Source organism: Hymenobacter sp. 15J16-1T3B, assembly GCF_020711235.1.
Lineage (GTDB): Bacteria > Bacteroidota > Bacteroidia > Cytophagales > Hymenobacteraceae > Solirubrum.
The window spans coordinates 161,476-185,976 of record NZ_JAJFAV010000013.1; the positions used below are offsets into that span (position 1 = coordinate 161,476).

27 protein-coding genes are annotated in these 24,501 nt (G+C 65.8%); 18 read left to right on the forward strand and 9 right to left on the reverse strand.

Annotated features, from left to right (window positions below):
- Positions 1–110: 110 nt before the first annotated feature.
- Positions 111–566, reverse strand: a complete 456-nt coding sequence (locus tag LJ737_RS20220) for a PaaI family thioesterase (RefSeq protein WP_227768568.1) — start codon at positions 564–566, stop codon at positions 111–113.
- 263 nt (positions 567–829) lie between these two features.
- On the opposite strand from LJ737_RS20220, the gene LJ737_RS20225 reads away from it, so the two are divergent.
- The 4 genes from LJ737_RS20225 to coaD all read left to right on the forward strand — a co-directional run bounded on the left by LJ737_RS20225 (position 830) and on the right by coaD (position 3,534).
- Complete coding sequence (locus tag LJ737_RS20225; protein WP_227768569.1) at positions 830–1,447, forward strand: DUF4126 domain-containing protein; 618 nt, start codon at positions 830–832, stop codon at positions 1,445–1,447.
- A 44-nt stretch (positions 1,448–1,491) separates the two neighbouring features.
- Positions 1,492–1,992: an NUDIX domain-containing protein gene (locus tag LJ737_RS20230; protein ID WP_227768570.1), complete on the forward strand. Its 501-nt coding sequence runs from the start codon at positions 1,492–1,494 to the stop codon at positions 1,990–1,992.
- Between the two features lie 83 nt (positions 1,993–2,075).
- Positions 2,076–2,963 (forward strand): DUF3822 family protein, encoded by an 888-nt coding sequence (locus LJ737_RS20235; RefSeq protein WP_227768571.1) that lies wholly within the window; start codon positions 2,076–2,078, stop codon positions 2,961–2,963.
- A 106-nt stretch (positions 2,964–3,069) separates the two neighbouring features.
- Positions 3,070–3,534 carry a pantetheine-phosphate adenylyltransferase gene (coaD, locus tag LJ737_RS20240; protein ID WP_227768572.1) on the forward strand — a complete coding sequence of 155 codons (465 nt, stop codon included), beginning with the start codon at positions 3,070–3,072 and terminating at the stop codon, positions 3,532–3,534.
- A 78-nt stretch (positions 3,535–3,612) separates the two neighbouring features.
- On the opposite strand, the gene LJ737_RS20245 is transcribed toward coaD, so the two are convergent.
- Positions 3,613–4,089, reverse strand: a complete 477-nt coding sequence (locus tag LJ737_RS20245) for a hypothetical protein (protein ID WP_227768573.1) — start codon at positions 4,087–4,089, stop codon at positions 3,613–3,615.
- A 48-nt stretch (positions 4,090–4,137) separates the two neighbouring features.
- Positions 4,138–4,836 carry an NUDIX hydrolase gene (locus tag LJ737_RS20250; RefSeq protein ID WP_227768574.1) on the reverse strand — a complete coding sequence of 233 codons (699 nt, stop codon included), beginning with the start codon at positions 4,834–4,836 and terminating at the stop codon, positions 4,138–4,140.
- Positions 4,837–5,082: 246 nt separating this feature from the next.
- On the opposite strand from LJ737_RS20250, the gene LJ737_RS20255 reads away from it, so the two are divergent.
- Complete coding sequence (locus tag LJ737_RS20255; RefSeq protein ID WP_227768575.1) at positions 5,083–5,577, forward strand: metallophosphoesterase family protein; 495 nt, start codon at positions 5,083–5,085, stop codon at positions 5,575–5,577.
- Between the two features lie 243 nt (positions 5,578–5,820).
- Here the strand turns inward: LJ737_RS20255 and LJ737_RS20260 are convergent, their stop codons facing one another.
- Positions 5,821–5,979 carry a hypothetical protein gene (locus tag LJ737_RS20260; protein ID WP_162910472.1) on the reverse strand — a complete coding sequence of 53 codons (159 nt, stop codon included), beginning with the start codon at positions 5,977–5,979 and terminating at the stop codon, positions 5,821–5,823.
- Positions 5,980–6,169: 190 nt separating this feature from the next.
- Here LJ737_RS20260 and LJ737_RS20265 point away from each other — a divergent pair, with 190 nt between their 5' ends.
- The 3 genes from LJ737_RS20265 to LJ737_RS20275 all read left to right on the forward strand — a co-directional run bounded on the left by LJ737_RS20265 (position 6,170) and on the right by LJ737_RS20275 (position 8,651).
- Entirely contained in the window at positions 6,170–7,189 is a 1,020-nt protein-coding gene (locus LJ737_RS20265) for a threonine aldolase family protein (protein ID WP_227768576.1), read from the forward strand.
- Between the two features lie 319 nt (positions 7,190–7,508).
- Positions 7,509–8,000, forward strand: coding sequence for a GNAT family N-acetyltransferase (locus tag LJ737_RS20270; RefSeq protein ID WP_227768577.1), 492 nt, complete (start codon positions 7,509–7,511; stop codon positions 7,998–8,000).
- 9 nt (positions 8,001–8,009) lie between these two features.
- Complete coding sequence (locus LJ737_RS20275; protein WP_227768578.1) at positions 8,010–8,651, forward strand: DNA-3-methyladenine glycosylase family protein; 642 nt, start codon at positions 8,010–8,012, stop codon at positions 8,649–8,651.
- A 46-nt stretch (positions 8,652–8,697) separates the two neighbouring features.
- On the opposite strand, the gene LJ737_RS20280 is transcribed toward LJ737_RS20275, so the two are convergent.
- Complete coding sequence (locus LJ737_RS20280) at positions 8,698–8,895, reverse strand: hypothetical protein (protein ID WP_227768579.1); 198 nt, start codon at positions 8,893–8,895, stop codon at positions 8,698–8,700.
- Positions 8,896–8,919: 24 nt separating this feature from the next.
- Positions 8,920–9,846: a DUF58 domain-containing protein gene (locus LJ737_RS20285; RefSeq protein ID WP_227768580.1), complete on the reverse strand. Its 927-nt coding sequence runs from the start codon at positions 9,844–9,846 to the stop codon at positions 8,920–8,922.
- 263 nt (positions 9,847–10,109) lie between these two features.
- Between LJ737_RS20285 and LJ737_RS20290 the strand changes: the two genes are divergently transcribed.
- The 4 genes from LJ737_RS20290 (at position 10,110) to LJ737_RS20305 (ending at position 12,628) form a co-directional block, all read left to right on the forward strand.
- Entirely contained in the window at positions 10,110–10,457 is a 348-nt protein-coding gene (locus tag LJ737_RS20290) for a DUF3276 family protein (RefSeq protein WP_227768581.1), read from the forward strand.
- 100 nt (positions 10,458–10,557) lie between these two features.
- On the forward strand, positions 10,558–11,121 hold the full coding sequence (locus LJ737_RS20295) for a YdcF family protein (RefSeq protein WP_227768582.1): 564 nt from the start codon (positions 10,558–10,560) through the stop codon (positions 11,119–11,121).
- A 111-nt stretch (positions 11,122–11,232) separates the two neighbouring features.
- A complete protein-coding gene (gene ychF, locus LJ737_RS20300) occupies positions 11,233–12,333 on the forward strand; it encodes a redox-regulated ATPase YchF (protein WP_227768583.1) in 1,101 nt (366 codons plus the stop codon).
- An 85-nt stretch (positions 12,334–12,418) separates the two neighbouring features.
- The gene (locus LJ737_RS20305) at positions 12,419–12,628 is read left to right on the forward strand and encodes a zinc ribbon domain-containing protein YjdM (protein WP_227768584.1); all 210 of its coding nucleotides are present in this window, start codon (positions 12,419–12,421) and stop codon (positions 12,626–12,628) included.
- Positions 12,629–12,703: 75 nt separating this feature from the next.
- Here the strand turns inward: LJ737_RS20305 and LJ737_RS20310 are convergent, their stop codons facing one another.
- Entirely contained in the window at positions 12,704–13,018 is a 315-nt protein-coding gene (locus tag LJ737_RS20310; protein WP_227768585.1) for a winged helix-turn-helix transcriptional regulator, read from the reverse strand.
- A 286-nt stretch (positions 13,019–13,304) separates the two neighbouring features.
- Here LJ737_RS20310 and LJ737_RS20315 point away from each other — a divergent pair, with 286 nt between their 5' ends.
- Together LJ737_RS20315 and LJ737_RS20320 are read left to right on the forward strand one after the other, a co-directional pair.
- Entirely contained in the window at positions 13,305–13,736 is a 432-nt protein-coding gene (locus tag LJ737_RS20315) for a hypothetical protein (RefSeq protein ID WP_227768586.1), read from the forward strand.
- A gap of 41 nt (positions 13,737–13,777) precedes the next feature.
- Complete coding sequence (locus LJ737_RS20320; protein ID WP_227768587.1) at positions 13,778–14,158, forward strand: hypothetical protein; 381 nt, start codon at positions 13,778–13,780, stop codon at positions 14,156–14,158.
- Between the two features lie 93 nt (positions 14,159–14,251).
- Here LJ737_RS20320 and LJ737_RS20325 read toward each other — a convergent pair whose 3' ends face one another.
- Together LJ737_RS20325 and LJ737_RS20330 are read right to left on the reverse strand one after the other, a co-directional pair.
- Entirely contained in the window at positions 14,252–15,688 is a 1,437-nt protein-coding gene (locus tag LJ737_RS20325) for a M48 family metalloprotease (RefSeq protein WP_227768588.1), read from the reverse strand.
- 87 nt (positions 15,689–15,775) lie between these two features.
- Complete coding sequence (locus LJ737_RS20330) at positions 15,776–17,086, reverse strand: cation:proton antiporter (RefSeq protein ID WP_227768589.1); 1,311 nt, start codon at positions 17,084–17,086, stop codon at positions 15,776–15,778.
- 550 nt (positions 17,087–17,636) lie between these two features.
- On the opposite strand from LJ737_RS20330, the gene LJ737_RS20335 reads away from it, so the two are divergent.
- The 4 genes from LJ737_RS20335 to LJ737_RS20350 all read left to right on the forward strand — a co-directional run.
- On the forward strand, positions 17,637–22,760 hold the full coding sequence (locus LJ737_RS20335; RefSeq protein WP_227768590.1) for a carbohydrate-binding protein: 5,124 nt from the start codon (positions 17,637–17,639) through the stop codon (positions 22,758–22,760).
- 69 nt (positions 22,761–22,829) lie between these two features.
- Positions 22,830–23,057, forward strand: coding sequence for a hypothetical protein (locus LJ737_RS20340; protein ID WP_227768591.1), 228 nt, complete (start codon positions 22,830–22,832; stop codon positions 23,055–23,057).
- 70 nt (positions 23,058–23,127) lie between these two features.
- A complete protein-coding gene (locus LJ737_RS20345) occupies positions 23,128–23,673 on the forward strand; it encodes a hypothetical protein (protein WP_227768592.1) in 546 nt (181 codons plus the stop codon).
- Positions 23,674–23,784: 111 nt separating this feature from the next.
- Positions 23,785–24,501 (forward strand): hypothetical protein (locus tag LJ737_RS20350; RefSeq protein ID WP_227768593.1); only part of this gene is annotated, 717 nt, incomplete at its 3' end.

Consider the following 24,501-nt stretch of genomic DNA (forward strand, 5'->3'; position numbering starts at 1 on the left):
CGGGCCTAGCCCCCGCTTCGGCCCACACGAACCAGCCCCGTTCCACGCAAACGGAACGGGGCCGGTTCGCGTGGGCCTGTGGGAGTTACGGGGCGTTTGCGTGGCGCCAATTATTTGCTGCTGGGCTCCACCACGGCCATGGTGGCCGATGCTTTGGCAATCAGCAGCCCTTCGGCCGGGTTCTGGCCGCCAAAGGCCCGCACCTCCGCCTCGCAGAAATGCAGGCGGCGGCCGGCTTTCAGCACCCAGCCGGTGGCCACCAGCTTGTCGCCGAGGCCGGGGTGCAGGTAGCTCACGCGCAGGTCGGCCGTAACCATGCCGTGGTCGTCGGGAATGAGCGTGGTGCCGGCAAAGCCGGCGGCCAGGTCGCACATCGTGGCCACAAGGCCGCCGTGGGCGAAACCGCGCTGCTGCTGGTGCTGCTGGCCCAGGTCGAGTGTGGCCTCCACGCGGCCGGGTTCGATGCGCGTCAGGTCGGCGCCAATCAGGTGCATAAAATGCTGCCGCTGCAGCTTGCGGCGGATGCGCGTGGTCAGGTCGGTGGTAGGTTCGAGGACTTCAGACATTACCCGCAAAGGTAGCGCGTAGTCAGCGCTATAGCCCGACTAGCCCGGGAGCAGGCAACCCATATGCCGGAACCAAACGCTGTTTAGGAGCAATTAACGGTGTTTTCGCTTCGCCCGGCCCCCCCTTGCGCGGCGTTGAGCAAACCGCTACGCGAATTAAGCCGGCGGCCCGGCCGAAGCTGCGGCTACTTGCGTAGCTTGGGGCAGACCGGATACGTCCGCTCCCCGTTAGCGGTGCTCACCTCCTAGCCCATCCGCGCCCCATGAACCCTTCCGATTACCTTCTTTCCGCCGCCCTGGGCCTGGCGCTGGCCGCGTGCAGCGGCTTTCGGGTGTTTGTGCCGCTGCTGGCGGCCAGCGTTGCCTACCGCACGGGCTACCTGGCCCCGTCGCCGGGCTTCGCGTGGCTGGGCAGTTGGGCGGCACTGGGCGTGCTGGGCACGGCTACGGTGGTCGAAATGATGGGCTACTACTTCCCGGTGGTCGACAACTTCCTCGACACGCTCACCACGCCTGCGTCCTTCATTGCCGGCACCTTGCTTATGACGTCGGCCCTGCCCGAGCTGAACCCGGTGCTGCGCTGGGGCCTGGGCGTGCTGGTGGGCGGCGGCACGGCGGGCGTCATCCAGTCGGGCACGGCGCTGCTGCGCGCGGGCTCCACGGCGGCCACCGGCGGACTGGCCAACCCGCTGTTTGCCACCCTCGAAAACGTGCTGGCCGTGGTGGGCGCAGTGCTAGGCCTGCTGCTGCCGCTGCTGATGGCGGCGCTGGCCGTGGGCCTTATCGTCTTCGTGCTGAGCCGGCTGCGCCGCTGGCGGGAACGGCGGCGGCAGGCCGCAGCCGGAGTTTTGGCGGGCGGCAGGCGGCCAAATCGGGCGTAGTGGCGTACACTTGCACCCCCGACCGCTCCCTCCTGCCCACACCTATGCCCGCCACTTCTCCCCCCGATTCCCTGCTGCACGCCTACACCGAGCGCGCCCGGGTGCGCGTCTGCGGCCTGCTCGTGCACCAAGGCGCGCTGCTGCTCACCGCCCACCGCGGCCTGCTGCCCGACGAGCAGGCGTTCTGGTCGCCGCCGGGCGGGGGCTGGCACTTCGGCGAAACGCTGCGCGAGGGCGTGGCCCGCGAGTTTCGGGAAGAAACCGGTCTGGAGGTGCGCGTGGGCCGCTTTCTGCACCTGCACGAATACCACGGCGACAACCTGCAGGCCGTGGAGCTGTTCTTTGAAGTGGTGGCCCTCGACCCCGCCGCCCTGCCCCGGCTCGGCCACGACCCCGAACACGCCCCCGACCGGCAGCTGCTCACGGCCCTGGCCTGGCGCAGCCCCCAGGAGCTGGTGCGCCTGCCGCCCCAGCAAGTTCACCCCATCCTGCGCGACCTAATCAGCACCGACGACGCCTACATTCCCCAGTTGCGCCTGCGCTAATGAGCCGTTTCGCTCGCCCGATTGCGCCCGGTCCTGCGTACCTTTAGGCTTCCGTATCCGCTCCTTTCCCAGCCGAATCGCCCGTGCCCCTCTCCGCCGAATCTGCCCTGGCTGCTCCGCCCACGGCGCTGCAACGCTTGCGCGACGACACGTTTGACCTGGCCGAGCTGGCCGGCTACAACCTGTACCTCACGGCGGGCCCCTACGGCCTGCGCGTGGGCGTGGCCGACGTCCGCCGCAACCGCTTCATTGCCCTCGAAGATTACGCGGCGCAGCCCGCCACCTCCCTGGCCGGGCAGCTGCAGGCCCTGGCCGCCCAGCACGACCTGGTGGGCCAGACCGGCTGGAACCGCGTGCGCCTGGCCGTGCAAAACCGCCACTTCACCCTGCTGCCCGCGCCCCTGTTCCGCGAGGGCGACGAGGCCCAGTACCTGCAGCTCCACCACCAGCTCGACGCTCAGCACGAAGTGGTGCGCCATTACCGCCACCCGGGCCAGGAAGTGGTCAGCATTTTTGCCGCCGAAAAAGCCCTGGTGGAGTGGTTTGAGCGCCTTTACCCCCAGCAGAAAATGCTCCACCAGACCAGTGCCCTGCTCGAAGGCGTGGTGCACCAGAGCGAACGGCAGGGCCCGCCCCGGCTGTTCTTGAGCGTGGGCCCAATGGAACTGACCATCGTGGTGGTGCGCGACAAGCGCCCGGAGTTCTGCAACGTTTTCTCCTTCAGCACCGCCGAAGACTTCATTTACTACGTCATCCTGGTGATGCAGGAGCTCACGCTTAACCCGGATGAGGACCCGGTGGTGGTGTACGGCGACCTGACCCACGATTCGGAGCTGTTCAGCATTCTGCGCAAGTACATCCGCCACGTGCGCTTCGGCAACCGCCCCTACGACCTGGGCTACAGCTACCGCCTCAACGACGTGTTCGAGTACCGCTACTTCGAACTGTACAGCCTGCACCTCTGCGAATAGGCGAACTGGTGAGGGGGTGAACCGCTAAGTGCCGTTCTGGCGGCGCTTTCTGCGCGGCTTGGGCCTCCCGAACATCAACTCACCAATGCCCCAATCACCCCACCGTATGCGCATTGCCCTCTTCCCCGGCTCTTTCGACCCGTTTACCAACGGCCACCTCGACGTGGTGCGCCGCGGCGTGAGCCTGTTCGACCACATCATCATCGCGTTGGGCAACAACAGCTCGAAACAGCGCTACCTGCCGGTAGAGCAGATGATTGAGCTCATCAACGAGGTGTTTCGGGACGAGCCGTGGGTGTCGGTGGAGGCGTACAAGGGCCTGACGGCGGATTTTGCCCGCGAACGAAACGCCCGGTTTCTGCTGCGCGGGCTGCGCAACACCACCGATTTCGAGTACGAAAACACCATTGCCCAGGCCAACCGCCACGTCAACCCCGAGCTGGAAACGGTGTTCCTGATTACCTCCCCGCCCCTGGCCGCCATCAGCAGCACCATCATCCGCGAAATTCACCGCTTCGGCGGCAACGTGGACGACTTCGTGCCTTTTAAGCTGGCGGCCCCGCAAGGCTAGCAGCCGCCTTGACGCAAGCCAGCGGGGCTCCTGACGGGTCGAAAGACCTATCAGGAGCCCCGCTGGCTTGTACGCCGGTCATCGTTTCACCACGCGCACGCCCATGATTTTGGACGGCTCGGCGGGGTTGGTGACGGGCAGCACCAGGTAGTCGTCGTTGACGAAGTCCAAGTTGGCGCGGCGCAGCAGTTCGTCTTCGTTGGTGCCCACCAGCACCAGGTCGTTTACCTCCCGGGTGCGGGCGTTGAAGGTCACCACCAACGTGACGCCGTCTTTCTCGAAGGTGTTGATCCACCCTTCGCCCCTGGTGCTGCGCAGTTGCTCGGGCGTGGGCTCGGGGCCGGCGGCCTGCTGGCGGGTTTCGCGCGGTGGGCCGAGGCGCTGCCGCACCTGGTCGATGTTGCGGCCCACCAGCGCGGCCACGTTCAGCGACCGGGCCGCGGCGCGCGTTGTCCGATCGGGCACCGCGTTTTCCAGGGGCGCATTGCGCGTACAGGCTGCCCCGCCGCACAGCAGCGCCAACAACGCCAGCAAACAGGCTCGGCTCAGGGGCATAGGCACAGAAAGCCCGGCACAGGGAAGCTGCGCCGGGCTAGGCAATGGTTAATTACGGGCGGGTTCCGGGGCCGATTTGCCGGCCACTTCGCTCAAGTAGTGGCGCACTACCAACGCAATGGAGGCGTAGGACTCGTCCAGGGCCTTGAGGGCCTCCTGGGGCTGCATCCAGCGCACTTCCTCGATGTACTCCTCGGCCTGGGGCTTCATCAGCGAGTCGTCGAGGCACTGCATGATGTACCAGTTGGTCTTCTTGAGGATTTTGTTGCCGTTGTAGGCGTAGGAGTGCCAGGTGCTGGGCAGCTTGTCGCCGAGGGCCAGCTTAACGTTGGTTTCCTCCTCCACTTCGCGCAGGGCGCCCTCCATCGGGTCCTCGTCCTTTTTCAGCTTGCCCTTGGGCAGGTCCCATTTACCGAGGCGGTAAATCATCAGGATCATGCCGTCTTTCACCACCAAGCCGCCGGCGGCTTTGGCAATGCGGAACTGGTCTTTGAGGTGCAGAATCAGCGCCTTTTTCTTTTTGGCCATCAGGGTCAGCGAAGTCAGCTTTTTGAGCTTTTTCACTTCCATCAGGCGCAGCATGCGGTCGATGAAGGCGGGCGTCACGTCGCGCACCAGCACGTCGCCGACCAGGTCCTTGGAGATGAATTCATCTTCCGGGCCCAGAATCAGGTCGTAGCGGTGCTTGTAGACCTTCTCAGAGGTCTTTTTGATGATAATCGGGATGTCGTTGATGAAAACGTTCATCGCGGCAAGTCAGATGGGGAGAGGAAGCAGGAAATCGTCCGGCAAGCTGCAAAACACAGCATTAATTTCGGCATACAAAAGACATTGGCCCCAACGGCACCGACCGGGCGGCCCGGGTGCGGCGGGGCGTCTGAGCCGCATACGGCTGCGGACGAGAAAGGTAACAAGCTGCCGGAAATTAGCCCAACTATCGGCCCCGGCCGGCCGCGGGCCGTACCTTGTAGCCTCACCAGCCCGCCCTTGTTCATGCGTATCGGCCTGCTTTCCGACACCCACAGCCACTACGACGACCGCATCGGCCACCACCTGCAGGACTGCGACGAAATCTGGCACGCCGGCGACGTGGGCGACGAAAAGGTGCTCGACGCGCTCCTGGCCCTGGCTCCGCTGCGGGCCGTATCGGGCAATATTGACGACCGCAGCGTGCGGTTGCGCTGCCCCGAAACGCTGGTATTTGAAGTAGAAGGGCTAAAAGTGCTGATCCACCACATCGGCGGCTACCCCGGGCGCTACGCACCGGGCGCCCGGCCCCTGCTCCAGCGCGAGCGGCCAGGCCTCTTCGTGTGCGGCCACTCGCACATTTTGCGCGTCATGCCCGACCGGCAGCTCGGCCTGCTGCACCTGAACCCCGGCGCCGCCGGCCGCCACGGCTTTCACAAGGTGCGCACCCTGCTCAAGTTCCGCATCGAAGCCGGCCGGGTACTCGATTTGCAAGCCGTGGAACTCGGGCCGCGGGTGTAAACTTTTGGAAAAAAGAGAAACCGGAACGTCCTGTCGAGCTTGTCGAGACATCTCGCGTGCTGATGCCCGCTAGCAATTACTATCCAGCGAGAGGCCTCGACTACGCTCAACATAACGTCCCTTTTTTGAATTTACGGCAACAAAAAAGCGCCTTGCGTGGCCACGCAAGGCGCTTTTCGGTATGTACCAGCCGACCGGCCGGAGTGCCGTCGGGCTTCAGCAAGAAGCCGCGGCCGGAAAAAACTAGGCGGCAGCCTCGTTTTTCTTGAAGCTGGCTTTCAGCTCTTCGATGTCCACGTTCTTCAGAACGGGGGTACGGAGCAGGTCCTTAATTTCTTGCACCTTGTTGTTGGCGCGGGCAATGTTCTTGCGGTGCTTACGCTTGAGACGAGTAGCGGTCATGACGCGGTCGGTTTGAGTCTATTCTGCAGAATGAGGGGGCAAAGGTAAGCAAAAGTTTGGCAGATTGGACTATGCCGAAAGAATCCGCATGGCCGGTGCGGCCCGGCTCCTGTTATTTTTGCCCGCCAGCGGCCCGCCGGTGCAGCTTTCGGCTGCCCGCGGCTTCTTTTCGCCTCTTTTGCCCCGCCTTATGATTGACCTGCGCTCCGATACCGTTACCCGGCCCACCGCGGCCATGCTCGACGCCATGTTTCGCGCCCCCGTCGGCGACGATGTGTACGAAGAAGACCCCACCGTGCGCGCCCTGGAGCACGAGGCGGCCAGCCGCTTCGGGCTGGAAGCCGGCCTGTTTTGCCCCTCCGGCACCATGACCAACCAGATTGCCATCAAGGGCCACACCGAGCCCTTGTCGGAAGTGGTGTGCGAGCAGACCTCGCACATTTACCTCTGGGAGGTGGGCGGCATTGCGTTTCACTCGGGCGCCTCGGTGGCGCTGCTGCCCGGCGACCGGGGCCGGCTGACGGCGGCGCAGGTGGCGGCCGCCATCCGCTCCGAAAACGTGCACTACCCCACCACCAGCCTCATCAGCCTCGAAAACACCCACAACCGCGGCGGCGGCAGCTGCTACGACTGGGCGGCGCTGACGGACATTGCCGAACTGGCCAAGCGCCAGGGCATTCCGCTGCACCTCGATGGGGCGCGTGTCTTCAACGCTCTGGTGGCCACCGGGCAGCAAAGCCGGGAGTACGGCCGCCTGTTCGACACGATTTCGGTGTGCCTAAGCAAGGGCCTGGGCACGCCGGTGGGCTCGGTGCTGCTGGGCAGCCAGGCTTTTATCAAAAAATGCAAGCGCATCCGCAAGGTAATGGGCGGGGGCTGGCGGCAGGCGGGCTACTTGGCCGCCGCGGGCCTCTACGCCCTCGAACACCACGTGGAGCGCCTGGCCGACGACCACCGCCGTGCCCGGCAGCTGGCCGAGGCGCTGCAGGCCGCGCCCTACGTCGACTTCGTGCTGCCGGCCGAAACCAACCTGGTCATTTTCCGCCTGCGCGACGGCCTGACGGAGGAAGCGTTTCTGACGCACTTGACCAACAACGGTATCAAAGCGTCGGCCTTCGGGCCGCAGATGGTGCGCTTCGTAACCCACCTCGACGTGGACGACGAGGCCATCGGCCGGGTGCTGGCGGCGCTGCAAACGGTGCCGCAGTAACGTGAACCGAGCCCGCAGCGCGGAGAGCTACTTTCTGCGCTGCGGGACGCCGGGCCCTGGCGGCTTGCTTTGGCCGGGCTTGCCTTTTTCCGCCGCGGCTTGACCTAGTCATCAGGCAGACAGCGGCGGCCGTCATTAGCGCGCCATGGCGTGAACCCGGCCGCTGTACAAGCAGCGGCGTGCCCGCCAGCTTGCCTGGCTGGGCAGTTGGCTATAGAGCGGGCTTGGGCGGACCGCAGCGCAACGAGCCGCGGAAATGCTGGGCAAAAATGGCAACTTCAGGCCGGCCGGGGCGAGGTATCCCGCGGCCAGCCGCCCGATGGACCTTGCCAGCTTACGCATCCGCCCGTACGAGGCCGCCGACGAAGAAGCCGTGTTGGAGCTGTTTCGCAGCAACCTCGCCCCGTATTTCGTGCCCGCCGAAGAAGCCGACTTACTGGCCTTTTTGCGCGTCGAAGTCAGCACCGAACGCCTCTCCTACTTCGTGGCCGAGCTGCCCGACCGGCCCGGGCTGGTGGCCGCCGGCGGCTACGCCCTGAACGCCCCGCACGCCGTGCTCACCTGGGGCATGGTGGAGCGGCGCCAGCACGGCTTGGGCCTGGGCCGGGCGTTTACCGCGTTTCGCATCCGGGAGTGCCGGCGCGCTTACCCGGGCCGTGGCATCGAAATCAGCACCTCCCAGCATACCGAGGGCTTCTACGCCAAGCTGGGTTTTCGCACGCTGTCCATCGAGCCGGATAAGTGGGCGCCGGGGCTGCACGAGGTGCACATGCTGCTCGACGCGGGAGCCGAAGTGGACGGCGGCCGGTAAGTTTGCGCCATGACTGCTCCCGCCGACTACACCTACGACCACGACGCGGCCCGCCGCCACCTCAGCCAGGCCGACCCGGTTCTGGCCCGCATCATTGCCCAAGGGCGGCCGGTGCGCGCTTCCGCCCACGAGGACCTGTACCTGGCCCTGCTCAAGGCGGTGGTCAGCCAGCAGATTTCGACCAAGGCCGCCGCGGCCATCTGGCGCAAGCTGGAAGGCTTGTTCAAGCCCGACGGCTACCCCGAGCCCAACGTGCTGGTGAGCCTGCCGGACGACGAGCTGCGGGGCGCGGGCATTTCCAAGCAGAAAGCCGGCTACCTGCGTGCCATTGCCGAATTTGCCCTCGCCGGACAGCTCGACCACGCCCACCTCTCGCAGCTGCAAGAAGACGCTTTTACCCAGCACCTAACCCAGATCAAAGGCGTGGGCCGCTGGACCGCCCAGATGCTGCAGATGTTCGCCCTCGACCAACCCGACGTGTTTGCCGAAGGCGACCTGGGCATTCAGAACGCCATGCGCCGGCACTACGGCTTGGAAGAAACCGGCCGCGCCTTGCTCAAACGCATGACCGCGCTAGCCGAGCCCTGGCGCCCCTATCGCTCCCTGGCCTGCAAGTACCTCTGGCAGTCGTTGGACAACACGCCGGAGTAGGCGGTAATGTCCTGAGCCGACGGTAGCACCAGCCGGGGGCGGCCGTTCAGCGCTTAGCTTGCTCTTCCTCCTTCTTGGTGTCGCGGTACACGACCACCATGGCCACGAAAATCGACACGAAGGGCAGCACCAGGCCGAGGAGAAACCAGCGCCAGAACGAGCGTTCCTGGGCTATGTAGGTGGTCAGCAGGGCGCTCAGAACCGTCAGCACGCAGCAGACGATGAGCAGGACGAGGTTTTCCATAAGCAGCGAGCGGGCAAAGGTAGCTTAGCGCACCTTGCCGCGCTTGACGAGGTAGGCGTGCAGCACCTTGTCGAAGGGCTCCTGGGTGTCGACGGGCACGAAATCAATTTTGTACTGCCCGCAGCGCAGGGCCAGCTCCTGGGTGTACTGCTGCATGGCGGCGCGGTACTGCTCGCGCACCTGGGCCGGGCTGAGCTTGATGCGCTGGCCGGTTTCCACGTCCTCGAACACGTAGGGCCGCTCGGCAAAGTCGAATTCGGCCTCGGTGGCGCGGTCCATCACGTGAAACAGCAGCACCTCGTGGTGCTGGTGCTTGAGGTGCTGCAGGGCGGCCAGGGTGTCGGTCTGGTCCTGCTGGCTGCGGCCGAGCATGTCGGAGAAGATAACGACCAGGCTGCGTTTGGGAATTTGCTGGGCAATCTGGTGAATGACCCCGGCCACATCGGTGCCGCCGTGCTCGGTGCTGGGCGCGGTGCGCTCCATCAACTGCTGCATCTGCAACAGCAGCGTGTGGCGGTGGGTGCTGGTGGAGCGCACCGGCGTCTGCGCCTCGATTTTGTCGGAGAAAGTGACCAGCCCGACGGCGTCGCGCTGCTTCTGCAGCAGGGTGGTGATGGCCGCGGCGCAGAGGATGGAGAAGTGCAGCTTGTCGAAGCCCGGGCGCGGGTAGTACATGCTCGGGCTCACGTCGAGCAGCAGGTGGCAGCGCAGGTTGGTTTCCTCCTCGTAGCGCTTCACGAAGAGCTTGTCGGTGCGGGCCAACACTTTCCAGTCGAGGTGGCGGGTGCTTTCGCCGGGGTTGTAGAGGCGGTGCTCCGAGAATTCCACCGAAAAGCCGTGGTAGGGCGACTGGTGCAGGCCGGTGATAAAGCCGTCGACGAGCTGCCGGGCCAGAAATTCCAGGTTTTCGAAGGAGCGGACGGCGGCCAGATCGAGCGGTTGGGAAGGCATAAGCGGCAAAGAAAAAGCCCGGACGGGCAAGGACTGCGAAGGTAACGCGCGGGTTGCGCCGGAAGGTGCCCCGGGCCGCGGACGGGCACCGGGCGGCGGGTCTGCCCGCGGCCGGCGCGGCTAGGCTAAGTTGAACAAAGCCAATTTATTGCCGCCAATATTTTTATATCCATCAGCAAAAGACTAGTTTTAGCCGGGGATTTTTCAATCATCCCGAAATCTTTCAACCTCCCTCCCTTTTCTTCATCTTTTAGCTGGACCCCGTGGAAGACCGCTACGAACAGGACGAGATTTATTCCCAGCGCATCAAAGCCGGCAAACGCACGTATTTCTTCGACGTGAAGGCCACGCGCGGGCAGGACTACTACCTGACCATCACCGAGAGCAAGCGTCGCCTGCGCGACGACGACACCTTCTCCTACGAGAAGCACAAGATTTTCCTCTACAAGGAAGACTTCCTCAAGTTCGCCGACGCCCTGCAGGACGCCATCGACTACGTGCGCCAGGAGCTGCTCTCGCCCGAGGAAGTGGCCGAGCTGGACCGCCCCCGCCCCGAGTTCAACGACCCGAACCGCTACGAAGGCCCCGACTATACGCCCGAATCTTACTAAGCCCCAACGCTTACTGGTTTCGCCCGACGCGCTACCGCGGCGGCCTTTCGGCCGCGGCCGTAGCGCGTTGTTGCGTGCCCGCCAGCCAAGCCATGTTTCGATGAAGCCCCTGTTTCGCTTCGCGCTGGCGGCCCTGCTGGTCTGGGCCGCGCTGCATTGCCTTTGGACGGCGCGCACCGGCCTGCGCGACTCTGCCCGCCCCGCCGACGCCCTGCTCGTGCTCGGCAACACCGTCAACCCCGACGGGCAGCCGTCCGAGCGCCTGCGTGCCCGCCTCGACAAAGCACTGGCCCTGTACCGCGCCGGCCTCGCGCCCAAAGTTGTGGTGAGCGGCGGCCTGGGCCAGGAAGGCCACTACGAGGGCCTGGCCATGGGCCGCTACCTCGTGGCGCAGGGCGTGCCCCGGCCCGCCGTCATCATCGATGACTTGGGCCGGACGACCCGCGCCACGGCCGAAAATTTTGCCACCATTGCCCGGCGGCGGCATTTCCGGTCCGTCATTGCCGTGTCGCAGTTCTACCACCTGCCCCGCACGGCTTACCTGCTCAGCCGCGCGGGCCGCTTCCGCATTTACACCGCCCACGCCGAGTATTTCGAGCTGCGCGACCTGTACAGCCTGCTGCGCGAGTTTCCGGCCTACTACTGGGCCCGGCTGCGCTACTGAGCCGAAAACCGCCCGGGCCGTGGTTCCCGCCCCGAGGCTTCGTACCTTTGCCCCCGAATTGGGCCGGCTGGCCCGGTTCCCTCATTCACTACGTCACTCATTCCCTGACCTATGGGTCTTCGCTGCGGTATCGTCGGGCTGCCTAACGTGGGCAAGTCCACCCTGTTCAACGCGTTGTCGAACGCCAAGGCCGAATCGGCCAACTACCCCTTCTGCACCATCGAGCCGAACGTGGGCGTGGTCACCGTGCCCGACCCGCGCCTGAAGATTCTGGAGGAAATCGTGAAGCCCCAGCGCGTGGTGCCCACCATCGTGGAGTTCGTGGATATTGCCGGCCTGGTGAAAGGCGCTAGCAAGGGCGAAGGCCTGGGCAACAAGTTCCTCGCGAACATCCGCGAAGTCGACGCCATCATCCACGTGGTGCGCTGCTTCGACGACCCCAACATCGTGCACGTGGCCGGCGGCGTCGACCCGGTGTTCGACAAGGAGGTTATCGACACGGAGCTGCAGCTCAAGGACCTGGAGAGCATCGACAAGAAGCTGCAGAAGTCGGAGCGCTCGGCCAAGAGCGGCGACGCGGTGGCCAAGAAGGAAGTAGCCGCGCTGACGCGCTTCAAGGCCCACCTGGAAGCCGGCAACAACGCCCGCTCGCTCGACGCTTCGGAAGAAGAACTGGCCGCCGTAGCCGATCTGCAGCTGCTCACCATCAAGCCCGTCATCTACGCGGCCAATGTGGACGAGGCCAGCATTCCGCAGGGCGGCAATGCCTTTGTGGACGCGCTGCGCGCCCACGTGGCCGGCGAAAACGCCCAGATTGTGGTCATTTCGGCCGCCATCGAGTCGCAGATTGCCGAAATGGAGGACCCGGAGGAAAAGGAGATGTTCCTGGGCGAGTACGGCCTCACCGAGTCGGGCCTGGACAAGCTCATCCGCGCCTCCTACGACATTCTGAACCTGATTACCTACTTCACCGCCGGCGTGCAGGAAGTACGGGCTTGGACGGTGCACCGCGGCGACAAAGCGCCCGCGGCGGCCGGCGTCATCCACTCCGACTTCGAGAAGGGCTTTATCCGCGCCGAGGTCATCAAGCTGCCCGACTACGAGCAGTACCGCTCGGAAGCCAAGATCAAGGAAGCCGGCAAGATGGCCGTGGAAGGCAAGGAATACGTGGTGCAGGACGGCGACATCATGCACTTCCGCTTCAACGTGTAAGCGCAGCCCCGCTCGACTACCCCAATAGATAAAACGGCTGGCTTTGGCGCCGGCCGTTTTATCGTTTTCACGCCCCTAGAAACTCATGGACGTAAAAGACAGCAACGGCACCCTGCTCGCGGAAGGCGACTCGGTGACGCTCATCAAGGATTTGAAAGTGAAAGGCTCCTCGCAGGTGCTCAAGCGCGGCACGCTGGTGAAAAACATTCGCCTGACCAACAGCGCGGCTGAAATCGAAGGCCGCGCGGGCGGCACCACCATGGTGCTCAAGACGGAGTTCCTGAAAAAGGCCTGATCCGCTTCTGCAGCCGCTCAGTATCTTCAGCGCCCCGGCCAGATTCGGCCGGGGCGCTTTTGGTTGATGGCAGGCTTAATCGGCACCCGGCGGCGGCCCGGCCTGGCTGGCCGCGTAACCTAGCCCGAAGGTGAGCAGTGCCGCCAGCACCGGCAAAGCCTGCCGCCCGGCCTCGGTAAGTTCATACTCCACACGGGCTGGGCCCGGGCCCTGCTCCTGCCGCCGCAGCAGGTCGGCGTCCACGAGGTTTTTTAGCTCTTGCGCCAGCACTTTCTCGCTGATATCGGGCAGCACCTGCCGCAGCTGGCTGTAGCGCCTGGCGCCACTGGCCACCTGCTGGAGGATGAGCAGGCGCCACTTGCCGCCCAGCAACTCAATTGCAGTGCGCACCGGGCAACGCGGGGAAATGGAAACGGGGTTCGGTAGCATACTTACCTGGAGGTATGTTTATCAATGTGTACTGGTTTCGTACAAAACTACCGGCTAAGTGAAAGCCCGCGAAGTGGCTTAAAACGGCCGAGCGGCTTGACAAGGTAGCGGCCAAGCAGAGCTCAACCCGGCATAAATGCAAGACACGCTCTTGGCAGCAGTATTTTTTATATAAAACCTGGGGACGGAAACACAACTTTGTTTAATATTTACGGGTAAAACGTTAAACAAATGTATTCGTAGCCGTATGGTTCATCTTGCTTCTGCCCCGTCGCTGCTTGGTCGTTTGCAAGCGTTTATCAGTCCGCAGGCTGACCCGGCGACGGAAGCCGCGCAAGGCACCGTGGCGGCCGTGTACGCCGACCTGCCCGAAGCGTTTGCCGTGGCGCTTATCGAGCTGCCCAGCGGGCGGCCGCTGGCGTGGCGTAGCCGGCTGCCGGGGCTGCGACCAGAACGGGCGGCCGCATACAACGCGGAAGTGGTGCGCCAGAAGCACGCGGCCCTACTGGCCTTAGGACTGGGCCATGAACGCATCGAAGACATCCTGATCAGCCTGCGGGAGCAGCTGCACTTGCTGCGCGTAAGCCGCGACGGTAGCCGCCTGCTCTACGTGGCTGTCGACAGCGACGACTCCAACTTGGCGCTGACCCGCCACGTGCTCCGGCAGCACATCAGCTAATTAATTGCTTTTGCTTCCCCTCTTTTCATTTTTTCTCCCACATGGCGTACTCTACCTCCAACCCGGCCGGCCAGGCCGTGCAAAACATCATCAACGACTTGCCCCAGCTGGTGGCCGTTGCCGTCGTCGACTCCCAATCGGGCATGACGCTGGCCTCGCACACCAATTCGCCCACGCTCGATCCGGAAACGGCCGCCGCCTACAACACAGAAGTGGTCAAGCAGAAGCAAAAAGCCATGAAGGCCCTCAAACTCACCGATGAAACCATCGATGACATTCTCATCACGCTTACCAATCAGCTGCACCTGATCAACCTGATCGACGGCGGCAAAAAGTTTATCTACTTGGTGGTAAACCAGCGCGACACCAACCTGGCCATTGCCCGCGAAGTGCTGCGCGAGCAAGCTCCCTTGCTCAAGTAGGCCCAGCCAAGCTGGCCCGCGGTTTATCCGCCCGCAAAAAAGCCGCGCTTCCGTTGGGAAGCGCGGCTTTTTTGCGGGCTGAGCCGTTCAGGCTTACTTCCCGACCACCTTGAACAGCTGCCCGGCCGTCAGTTTGTCGGTGGTTTTCATGCCGTTGAGAATAGCCATTTCCTCGTAGCGCTTGCTCGGAATGCCGTTGGCGGCCAGGGCCGTGGCGAGGGTCTGGCCGGTTTTAGCGGTTTTGATGCGCACCCGCTCGGGCTGGCGGTTGAGCTTGTCGGCGGCGGTGAGGCGCTGGAAGCCCTGGGCCGTGCGCTGAAACTGCGGGGCATAGGTGCTGAAAGCGGAGGGCGAGGTCAGGCCGACCAGAGCGTAGATGGTCTGCCCGTCCTGGATGAGGTAGCTCAGGGTGCGGGCCGTGACGCCCTGCTGGCCGCTTTGCTGGTCCTGGCCCACTTGGTCGCCCTGGATAACCACGGCGGGGAAGCTGTTGATGGTGGTTTTCTGGGCCTGGGCGTTCTGCAGGTTCAGCTGCTGGGCCAGGGCCTGGGCGGTTTCGTCGAGGCCCTTGTTGCCGGCGGGCAGCAGCACGATGATGGCCTTGCCGTTGGGCTCTGCCATCTGAAACTGCGAGGGCGAGTTCTGGCTTTGCCAGCCCGAGGGAATCGGGAACTGGAACTTCAGCTCGGGGTGGTAGAACACGCTGTTTTCCACGAAGCCTTCCCGCGGATTGTCGCCGTAGGCCAGCCCGTCGATGAGGCGCAGGTACTGGTCGCGGTTGACGGCCAGCTGCTTGCCAGCTTGTTGCTCGGCCTGCACGGCCAGCTTTTTCACGCGGGTGTAGCGGTCGGCGGAGTTGGGGTGGGTGCTCAGGAAAGTGGGCACCCCGGCCGCGCCGCTCTGCTGCTCGGTGCGCTGCAGGGTGAGAAAGAAGTCGGCCATGCTGGCCGGGTCGTAGCCGATTTTGCTGGAGTACTTCACCCCCAGTCCATCCGACTCGTTTTCGGCGTCGCGGCCGTACTTGAGCAGGCCCAAGCCGGCCACCTGCGAGAGAGGCTCGGCCACGGAGGCCACGCGCTTGGAGAGGATGGAGCCGAGCAAAATGGCCCCGGTGGTGAGCGTAGAGCGCGTCTGTTGCTTCTGGCTGTGGCGGGCGGTGATGTGGCCGATTTCGTGGCCGAGCACCCCGCTGAACTGGGCCTCGTTGTTGAAGTACGCCAGAATGCCGCGGGTGAAATATACGTGGCCGTCGGGGGTGGCAAAGGCGTTGATGATGGGCGAGTCGACCACCGTGAAGCCTTTCACGTCGGCGGGGCGGTCGGAAATACGGCCCATCTGCATGCCCTTCTGGTCGATGTAGCTCTGCAGCTTGGCGTTGTCGAGCAAGCCGAACTGGGCAATGACCTGCGGATCGGGTTCGGCGCCCTGCACGGGCGCGGCGGCCGGGGTGGCCGCGGGCTTGACGACGTCGGCGGCCGGCAGCAACGCCAGCAGGGCGGCGGATAAGGCGGAAGCGAGGGTTGGGAGCATGGGAATGGCGAAGGGGAAGAAGCTGGGGAAGCTGTTGAGGTAACTGCCTCTGCAACGAACGTACCAGGGCCAAAGGTTACGGTGGACCTAACGGCGCTGCTCCTGCGCGGCGTCGTGCTCGGCGGCTTCCAGTTCCTGCAGGTGCTCTTCCTCGCGCTCGGCGGCCGTGGGCCGGCCGGAGCGGCGGTCGAGCCAGTCCATGACGGGCGTGGCCAGGGCGCCGTGCAGCACGATGGAGGCCAGGACGGTGAAGCCCGTGGTGGCCCACAGCTGGCGCGCATCGGCAAAAACGTGCGCCTGGGTGGCGTAGGCCAAGTAAAAAAACGAGCCGATGCCGCGGATGCCGAAGCCGGAAATGACCAGCCGCTCGGGCCAAGTCAGGTGGCTGCGGCCCAGCGTGAGCAAGCCGCCGAGGGGGCGCAGCACCAGCAGCAGCAACAGCCCCAGCCCGGCGCCGCCGAGCGTGAGCGGAGCCAGCAGCCCGCGCACCAGCGCCCCGCCGAACAAGATGAGGATGATGACGATGAGCAGGCGTTCCAGCTGGTCGGTAAACTCGTGCATCTCCGTGTGGTACTCGTGGCTACGCTCGTGCGTGCGCAGGGTCACGGCCGCCACGAACACGGCCAGAAAGCCGTAGCCGTGCAGCAGCTCGGTGAGGCCGTAGGCGGTGAGCGTGACGGCCAGGGCCACGAAGCCGTAGGCCTCGGGGTTGATGCGGACGCGGTGGGGCAAGTCGAAAATGAGGAACGACAGCGCCTTGCCCGCCAGCCAGCCGGCCAGCAGGCCCATGCCGGTGCGGTAGAGCACGTCCTGCCAGGCCCATTCCAGCAGGCGGCCGCCGAGGGCCCCGGCGGCGGGCAGCAGCACGGCGGCCAGGTGCACGAAAGGAAAGGCCAGCCCGTCGTTGAGCCCGGCCTCGCCGGTGAGGGCGAAGCGCACGTTGTCCTCGCCGCCTTCGCCGGGCTTGCCCACCTGCACGTCGCCGGCCAGCACGGGGTCGGTGGGGGCCAGCGTGCCGGCCAGCAGCACGGCCGAGGCCAGGGTGAGGCCCGCTAAGTAGTGCGCCGCGGCCACGAAGCCAGCAATGCTGAGCACCATGAGCACCAGCACCAGCCGCAGGGGCGTGCGCCAGCGGTGCAGGGAAAATTTGCGGTCAATTTTCAGGCCGGTGCCGGTCAGGGCCACCGTCACGCAGAGCTCGGTGAGGTGGGTGGCAAAGCCGGCGTGCTGCACCGGGTCGGGGGTGGGCAGGCCGATGGGCAGCGAAAACACCGCCGCGCCCAGCCCCACGAAGAGGATGGGGTACGAGAGCGGGTACTTGCGCAGCAGGGAAGGCAACCAGGCCACGGCCAGGATGGCCACGCCGAGCACCACCAGAATCAGGTTGTAGAGCGACATGCGGCAGCGTCGTTGGTGGTAGCCTGGGCTTACGCAGGCGCGGGCGCCGGGATGTGCCAAGGTGGCTCCTTGCCCGGCTTTGGCCAGCTCATGCCTTGGTTTTGTGCTAAACTCCTGCCTACAACCGCCGGCTACGACGCCCTCCTTTCAGTATACCCACAGCGAACCTACCCCGAACCCAGGCTTAACGCGGCGCAACGGAATAATTCAACAGTAGCAGCCCAGCCTCGTGCTCAGCTGGCGTCCGCCGTTTGTCGTCTTGCGTGGAGCCAACGGGCACGTTGACCAGCGGGCAAGCTCGAGCGGCGTGTGCAAACGCCGCAAACGTTTCCGTAGATAAAGCCGCCGCCCTGCGGCGTTATTGCCCGGGCGCCGGGGCATATTTGACTATCTGCTTTGGAGCCCGCACGACTTGTGGCCGGGCCCCACTCCCCGCTTCTGTTGCTTGCTTGCCATCGGTACGCGCTGCGCGCCGCTGGCTTGGCCGCGCCTTGCCCGGCCGCCGCAGCTCCGCTCCTGCTCCAATCAATCCCAACCTACTTCCCACCCAATGAGGAGACTCCTACCCCTCTTCGCGCTGGGCTGCCTGGCCGCTACGTCGGCCGCGCAGGCCCAGCAGATTTCGCCCTACCTGGCCGGCCAAAACGCCTGGATGGCCTACAGCTACGGCAGCCGCGTCTACAACGGGCAGCTCGACCAGCTTTGGCCCACCGTGCGCCGCTCCCAGGTGCGCATGGTGCGCATCGGCGGCAACGGCGTGGAATTCAACATGCCCACGCCGCAGCAGTACCTGAGTATGATTGACTCCATCCGCCGCATCGGGGCCGAGCCCATGGTGCAGGTGTGCGAGGGCCGGGGCCGCTACACCGCCCAGCAGGCGGCGGCCGTGGTCGACTACGTCAACAACCAGATGCACCGCGGCGTCAAGTACTGGATTATCGGCAACGAGCCCAACCTGACCGGCAACTTCGGCAAGGTGACGGTGCAGGGCGTGGAAGCCTACATTAAGGGCTGGGCCACGGCCATGAAGCAGGCCGACCCGACGATTCTGACGGTGGGCCCGGAGTGCTCCTTCTACGACACGAGCTACCTGCGCCCGCTCATCGGCGGGGCCAACGACATCACGGGCAAGGACGCCAACGGGCGCTACTACCTCGACGTGGTGACCTTTCACTCCTACCCGTTCAGCGGCACCCAGACGCGCGCCCAGGTGCTGGCGGCGGCCAATACGCTGGCCGGCAACGTGAACGGCCTGCTGACCATGATGGACGCGGCCAACGCCCTGCACAACCGCACCGGCGCCGACGCGCTGAAGTGGGCCGTGACGGAATTCAACATCGGCTACCAGAACCCCGCGGCCAACACCGTGGACGGGCTGGGCGTGCACGGCTTTCTGAACGGGCAGTACTGGGCCGAGGTGTTCGGCGTGGGCATGCAGAAAGGCGCCGTGTCGATGCAGCCGTGGTCGATTCACGAGGGCAACGGCGCCCGCGGGGAAGGCGACCTGGGCTACCTCGACGGCTCGGGCGCCGCGGTGAAGCCCCGCTCGGCCTTCTACCACGAAATGCTGGTGGCCGAAAATATGCGCGGCACGTACCTGGCCGCCACCGACAACCAAGGCGACGTGTCAGTGCTCAGCAGCCGGCACGGCGACACCACGGCGGTGATGGTGCTCAACAAGAACACCGCCGACCTGGACTTCACCGTGCAGCTGTCGGGGGCCGCGGTGCCGGGCGCCGCGCCGCTGAAAATTAACGTGCCGGCCGGCATCGGCGCCAGCTACTCGGACAAGATTTACGGGCAGTCGACCCAGGTGCTGCTCTTCGACGGGCAGGGGCAGCTGACGCGCAAAATCGTGTATTCCCTGCAGCACGCAGCCAATAACCTCGCGCCGACCTACCTGCGGCCGGGGCAGCAAGTCACCCTGGCCGACTTCAAGGCCGACAAAACCTTTACCTGCGTGGCGCCGGAGCAGGTGAGCTTTGCGCCGGCCGTGCTGGGCTCGTACACCTCGCTGAACTGGAATTTCGGGGCCGACGCCACCCCGCAGACGGCCACCGGCCCCGGGCCTTTCGCGGTGAGCTACGCCGCGCCGGGGCTGAAATCGGTGACGATGACCCTGCAGAACGCCGACACGACCATCGTGGTGAGCAAGGCCGATTACGTGCAGGCCAGCGCCTGCGTGCGCACGCCCTACGCCGGCACGGCCGCGGCGGTGCCGGGCATGATTAAGGCGGTGGAATTCGACAACGGCGGGCAGAACGTGGCCTACTACGACTCGGATCCAACCAACCGCGGCGCCGCGCTGAACCCCAACGTGCCCCGGCCCACCGAGGCCGTGGACACGGAGCTGGGCGACGGGGGCACCGGCAACATCGGCTACTCGGCCTCGGGCGAGTGGCTCAAGTACACGGTGAACGTGCAGCGCACCGGCCTCTACAAGCTCACGGTGCGGGCCGCTGCTTCGGCCGCGGGCGGCTCCTTCCGCGTGTCGGTCGACGGCGTGGACAAAACCGGCGTGGTTTCGGTGCCGGCCACGGGCGCGTTTGGGACCTACCAGGACATCGTGGTGAGCAACGTGTACTTGGAGGCCAACGCCAGCGCCACGCTGAAGTTTGACCTGGTGAGCAGCTCGTTTAACTTCTCCAAGCTCACCTTCGAAGAGCAGGCTCCTGCGGGCGTTGTGGTAAACCGCCTCTACAACGCTACTTCGACGTCCGACGGGATGTCGGATGCGGTGGAGCTGCTGGTGACCAAGGACCACCAGGATTTGCGCGGGCTCATCGTGAAGGACTTCGAAGCCAACCTGACCTCGGACGCGGGCGGCAAGTACCAGTTCCGGGACCAGGCCCTGTGGAAGGACGTGCGCATCGGCACCACCGTCGTGCTGCGGCGGCTGGCCTCGGGCATCACGGGCTACGCCGAGGACCTCGACGCCTCGGACTACCGGGTGGATATGCTGCTGGAAAACGGCACGTACCTGACCAACCTGGCGCCGAACAACAGCTTCAACCTGACCAACACCGACATGGTGCTGCTCAAAACCGGCACGGCCGCGGGCACGGCCGGCGCGGTGCACGGGTTTGCCACGGGCAGCTCGAACACGGCCCTGTTCAACGCCGTGACCTCGCCCAAGCTGGTGTCGGCGGCCATTACCAACACCGGGCAGTTTCAGTACCCGCTCAGCGCCACGCAGAGCCTGGCCGACTACGACGGGGTGAAGGCCCAGGCCTCGACCGACGCCAACCGCAACTGGGGCAACGGCTACGGGGCGAATAACATTGCTTACATCCAGACGCTGCGCAACGCGGCGTTTACGCCGCCCGGCCTGGTGGTCAACCGCGTCTACAACGGCTCGAACGACGCCAACGGGCAAACCGACGCGGTGGAGCTGCTGGTGACCCAGGACCACTTCGACGCGCGCAACCTGGTGGTGAAGGACTTCGAGACGAACAACACGGCCGATACCGGGGGCAAGTACCGCTTCAACAACGTGGCCTTCTGGCAGGATCTGCGCCTGGGCACCACCATCGTGCTGCGGCGCGTGATGGGCCCCGCCGGCTACCAGCAGGACCTCGACGCCTCGGATTTTACGCTGGATTTGCTGCTGGACAACCCCAGCTACCTCACCAACCTGGCCACCGGCAATTTCTTCAACATCACGCAGTACGACATGGTGCTGCTCAAAACTGGCACCGCCGCGGGCGTGGCCGGCGCCATTCACGCCTTTGCCACCAAGGGCGGCGGCTCGAATGGCGTGCCCTCGGCCCTGTTCAATTCGGTGGCCGCGCCCAAGCTGACCTCGCCCGACGGCACCGACGCGGGCGGCGGCACCTTCCACTACCCCCTGAACCCCGAGCAGCGCCTGCAGGACTACGCCGGGGCCAAGGGCGCCTTGTCGAAGAGCACGGCCTTCAACTGGGGCTACGGCTTCGGCACCGGCAACGTGGCCTACATCCAGAGCCTGCGCGACTCGGTGCTGGCCCCGCCCGCGGCCCTGACGGCCACCGGCACCGGCAACCGCGTGGCCCTGCGCTGGAGCGCCAGCCCCGCCGCCGAGGCCAACGGCTACGAGCTGTACCGCTCGGCCACCGGCACCGGCTACGCCCTGCTCGCCACCCTGGCCGCCGATGAAACCGCCTTCGTAGACAGCTGCCGCAGCTTCGGCACGCGCTACTACTACCAGCTGCGCACCCTGGGCTCGGACCTCGTTTCGCGCTTCACGCCCGCCGTCAGCGCCCTGACGGAGGCCCGCCCGGCCCTCAGCCTGCCCGCCCTGCGCGGGGAATGCGCGGTAACGGCCACCGCGCCGACCACCGCCGACCTTTGCGGCGGCCTGGTCACGGCCACCACCACCGACCCGACCAGCTACGGCGCCCAGGGCAGCTACAGCATCACCTGGACGTTCACCTTCGGGGACGGCAGCACGGCCACGGCCGCGCAGCCGGTGCTGGTGCAGGACCAGACCGCGCCCACGGTGCGCGCCCGGAACCTGACGGTGCAGCTCGATGCCAACGGGCAGGCCAGCCTCACGGCGGCGGAGGTGAACGACGGCTCCGCGGACGCCTGCGGCATTCAGGCCGTTGAGCTAAGCCAGACGGCTTTCGACTGCAGCCACGTGGGCCCGAACGCGGTGACGCTGACGGTGACGGACGTGCACGGCAACGTGGCCACGGCCGAGGCCGTGGTGACGGTGGAAGACCACGTAGCGCCCGCGGTAGCCACGCGCAATCTGACGGTGACGCTGCGCGGCGGCGCGGCTACGATTACGGCGGCGGACGTGGATAACGGCTCGGCCGATGCCTGCGGCATCCAGACGCTGACCCTGAGCCGCAGCAGCTTCGACTGCAGCACCCTCGGCGCCCAGCAGGTCATCCTGACCATCACCGACATCCACGGCAACGCGGCTTCGGCTCCGGCTACCGTGACGGTTATCGGCGCCGTGCCGGCCCCGGCCATTGCCCTGAGCCGCACCGATAACACCTTCACCGGCCTACCGGCCAACACCCTGGCCCTGGGCTACGGCGCCCAGCAACTCACGCTGACGGCCTCGAACCCGACCTCGGCCGCCGACGCGACGAGCTACCAATGGAGCCCGGCCACGGGCCTGAGCAGCGCCACCAGCGCCAGCCCGACGTTTGCGCCCACGGCCGCCGGCACCTACTCCTTCACTGTCACGGCCACCAACGAGTTCGGCTGCTCGGCCACGGCTTCGGTCAGCGTGGAGGTTATCGATGCGCGCTGCGGGGCCAAGAACGACAAGGTGCTGGTGTGCCACAACGGCAACCCGCTGTGCCTCTCGGCCCCTGCCGTAGCCGCCCACCTCGCGCAACACGGCGACCAGCTCGGCGCCTGCGCCACGGCCGCCCGCGGTGTAGCGGCCACGCCGCCGGCCGCTGCGGCCCTGCGCGCCGCCAGCCTGTTCGAGGTTTTCCCGAACCCGTTTGCCGGGCGCACGACGCTGCGCTTCCGCCCCGCTACGGCAGGGGCGGCGCAGCTGCAGGTGTACAACGCCCTGGGCCAGCTGGTCACGACGCTGTTCGACGCCCCGGCCGAAGCGGGCCGTAGCTACGATGTCACGCTCGACGGCGCCGCGCTGAAGGCCGGCGTGTACACCTGCCGCCTGCTCAGCGGCGGCCGGGTGGAAACCCAGCGCGTGGTGTTGGTGAAATAAGTCCTTTGGGCATATGGTCAGACCCCTAACCAGCGCGGCGGAGAAGTAGGTACTTAACCTCCTCTCCGCATGCAGCGACCCAAGAAACGCTGGGCCTGGACGGCCCGGCATAAGCGTCCGAAGTTTAAAAACCACTGGCAAAGCCCCGACGACGGCGGCTGGTGCCTGCAGGAAGCCCAGCGGCGGCACCGCAGCCAGACTCGCGCAGCCCTGCACCGCATCTGCCAGGGCGAAGACGAAGGCCATGTCACCTTTCCCTACCACCATCACCACTGGCTGAAACGGTGGTGGACCTGATAAAAGCCCCGGCCCGCGCCGGGGCTTTTTTTGTGCGGGCCGCCGGCTTTTGCGGACCTTTGCCTTTCGCATGGATATTCAGCCCCTACTCGACCACTTCAACCAGCTCAGCGCCGAAGAGCAAACCAAGGAAGTGTACGCCCATTTCGGCCTGGCCGTGTACTTCGGGCAAGCCCTGGAGCAGCAGCTGGCCAACATGCTCATCTTCGACCAGCTCTTCCAGGTGAAGCCCGAAACGCCGGCCCAGTACACGGCCATTTTCGAGGAGCACGCCGCCGCCAGCCAGCCGGCCGACATGCTGGCCGTGGCCGCGCAGCTGGCCTACCAGCTCAGCGACGAAGACCGCGACGAGCTGCAGCGCCTGCTAGTGTCGCGCCGCTTCCTGGCCGATTCGTACTTCAAGGTGCACGCCCAGCGGCTGTTGCAGCCCGAGCTGAAAAGCCAGATTGTGGCCGATTTCGCCGGCTTCCAGAACCGCTGCCGCCAGCTGCACACCCGCCTGCAACAATACCAGCAGCAGTACGTGCAGCGCACCGGCGTGGCCCCCGAGCTGCTGCAGCAAACCTGGGCCACCGTGGTGCGCGACGCCCAGCGCACCCTCGGCGCCATGGCCTGAGGCGCCGCTTCTTCACGCATTGCCCACCTGCCCGGGCGTAAGCTGCAGCCCGCGCTGCGCCCGTAGGCAGCCCGTTTCCGCCCCCGCTTTACCGTTTTTCTTCCACCGCGCATGGAGTTTTTTTCGCGTCCCGGCCTGGCCTTGGCCGCTTTGGCCCTGGCCGCCTGCCAGCGGCAGCCCGCCCAGCTAAGCCGCTTCATCCCCACCGCCCCCGTCACCGATGGGCAGGCCAGCGAGTGGGACAACCAGCTGCAAACCGACGAGCACAGCCACCTGCAGTACCAGGTTGTGCATGATGCGCGCACGGTGTACTTGCGCCTGAAAACCGGCGACGCAGCCACCCAGCGCCGGCTGCTGTACCAGGGCCTCACCGTGTGGCTCGACACCACCGGGCGCCACCAGCAGCAGTTCGGGGTGCACTTCCCGCTGGGCGGCAGCATGGGCGCGGCCATCCGGCAGCACGTCGAGCGGCCCGGCGCCGGCCCGGACACCCCGGCCGACTACCAGGCCCGGCTGGCCCAAGCCCTGGCCGGCATGCACGAAATGCAGCTGCTCAAGTACAAGGGCAACCTGGAGCCCACCATGGCCGAAACCCACACCCAGCTGGGCCTGAACGTGGCCGCGGCCTTCGACGCCAGCGGCAACCTGGTCTACGAGCTGGCCGTGCCGCTGCGCCTGCTCTACAAGCGCGGCTCGTCCTACGCCGCCGACAAAAAGCCCGTGGTGGGCCTCACGCTGCTCGGCGGCCAGCGCCCGCCCGGCACCGGCAGCTACGGCGCCGCCCCGGGCGGCGGCATGGGCCGGGGCGGCGCGCGCGGGGGCGGCCGC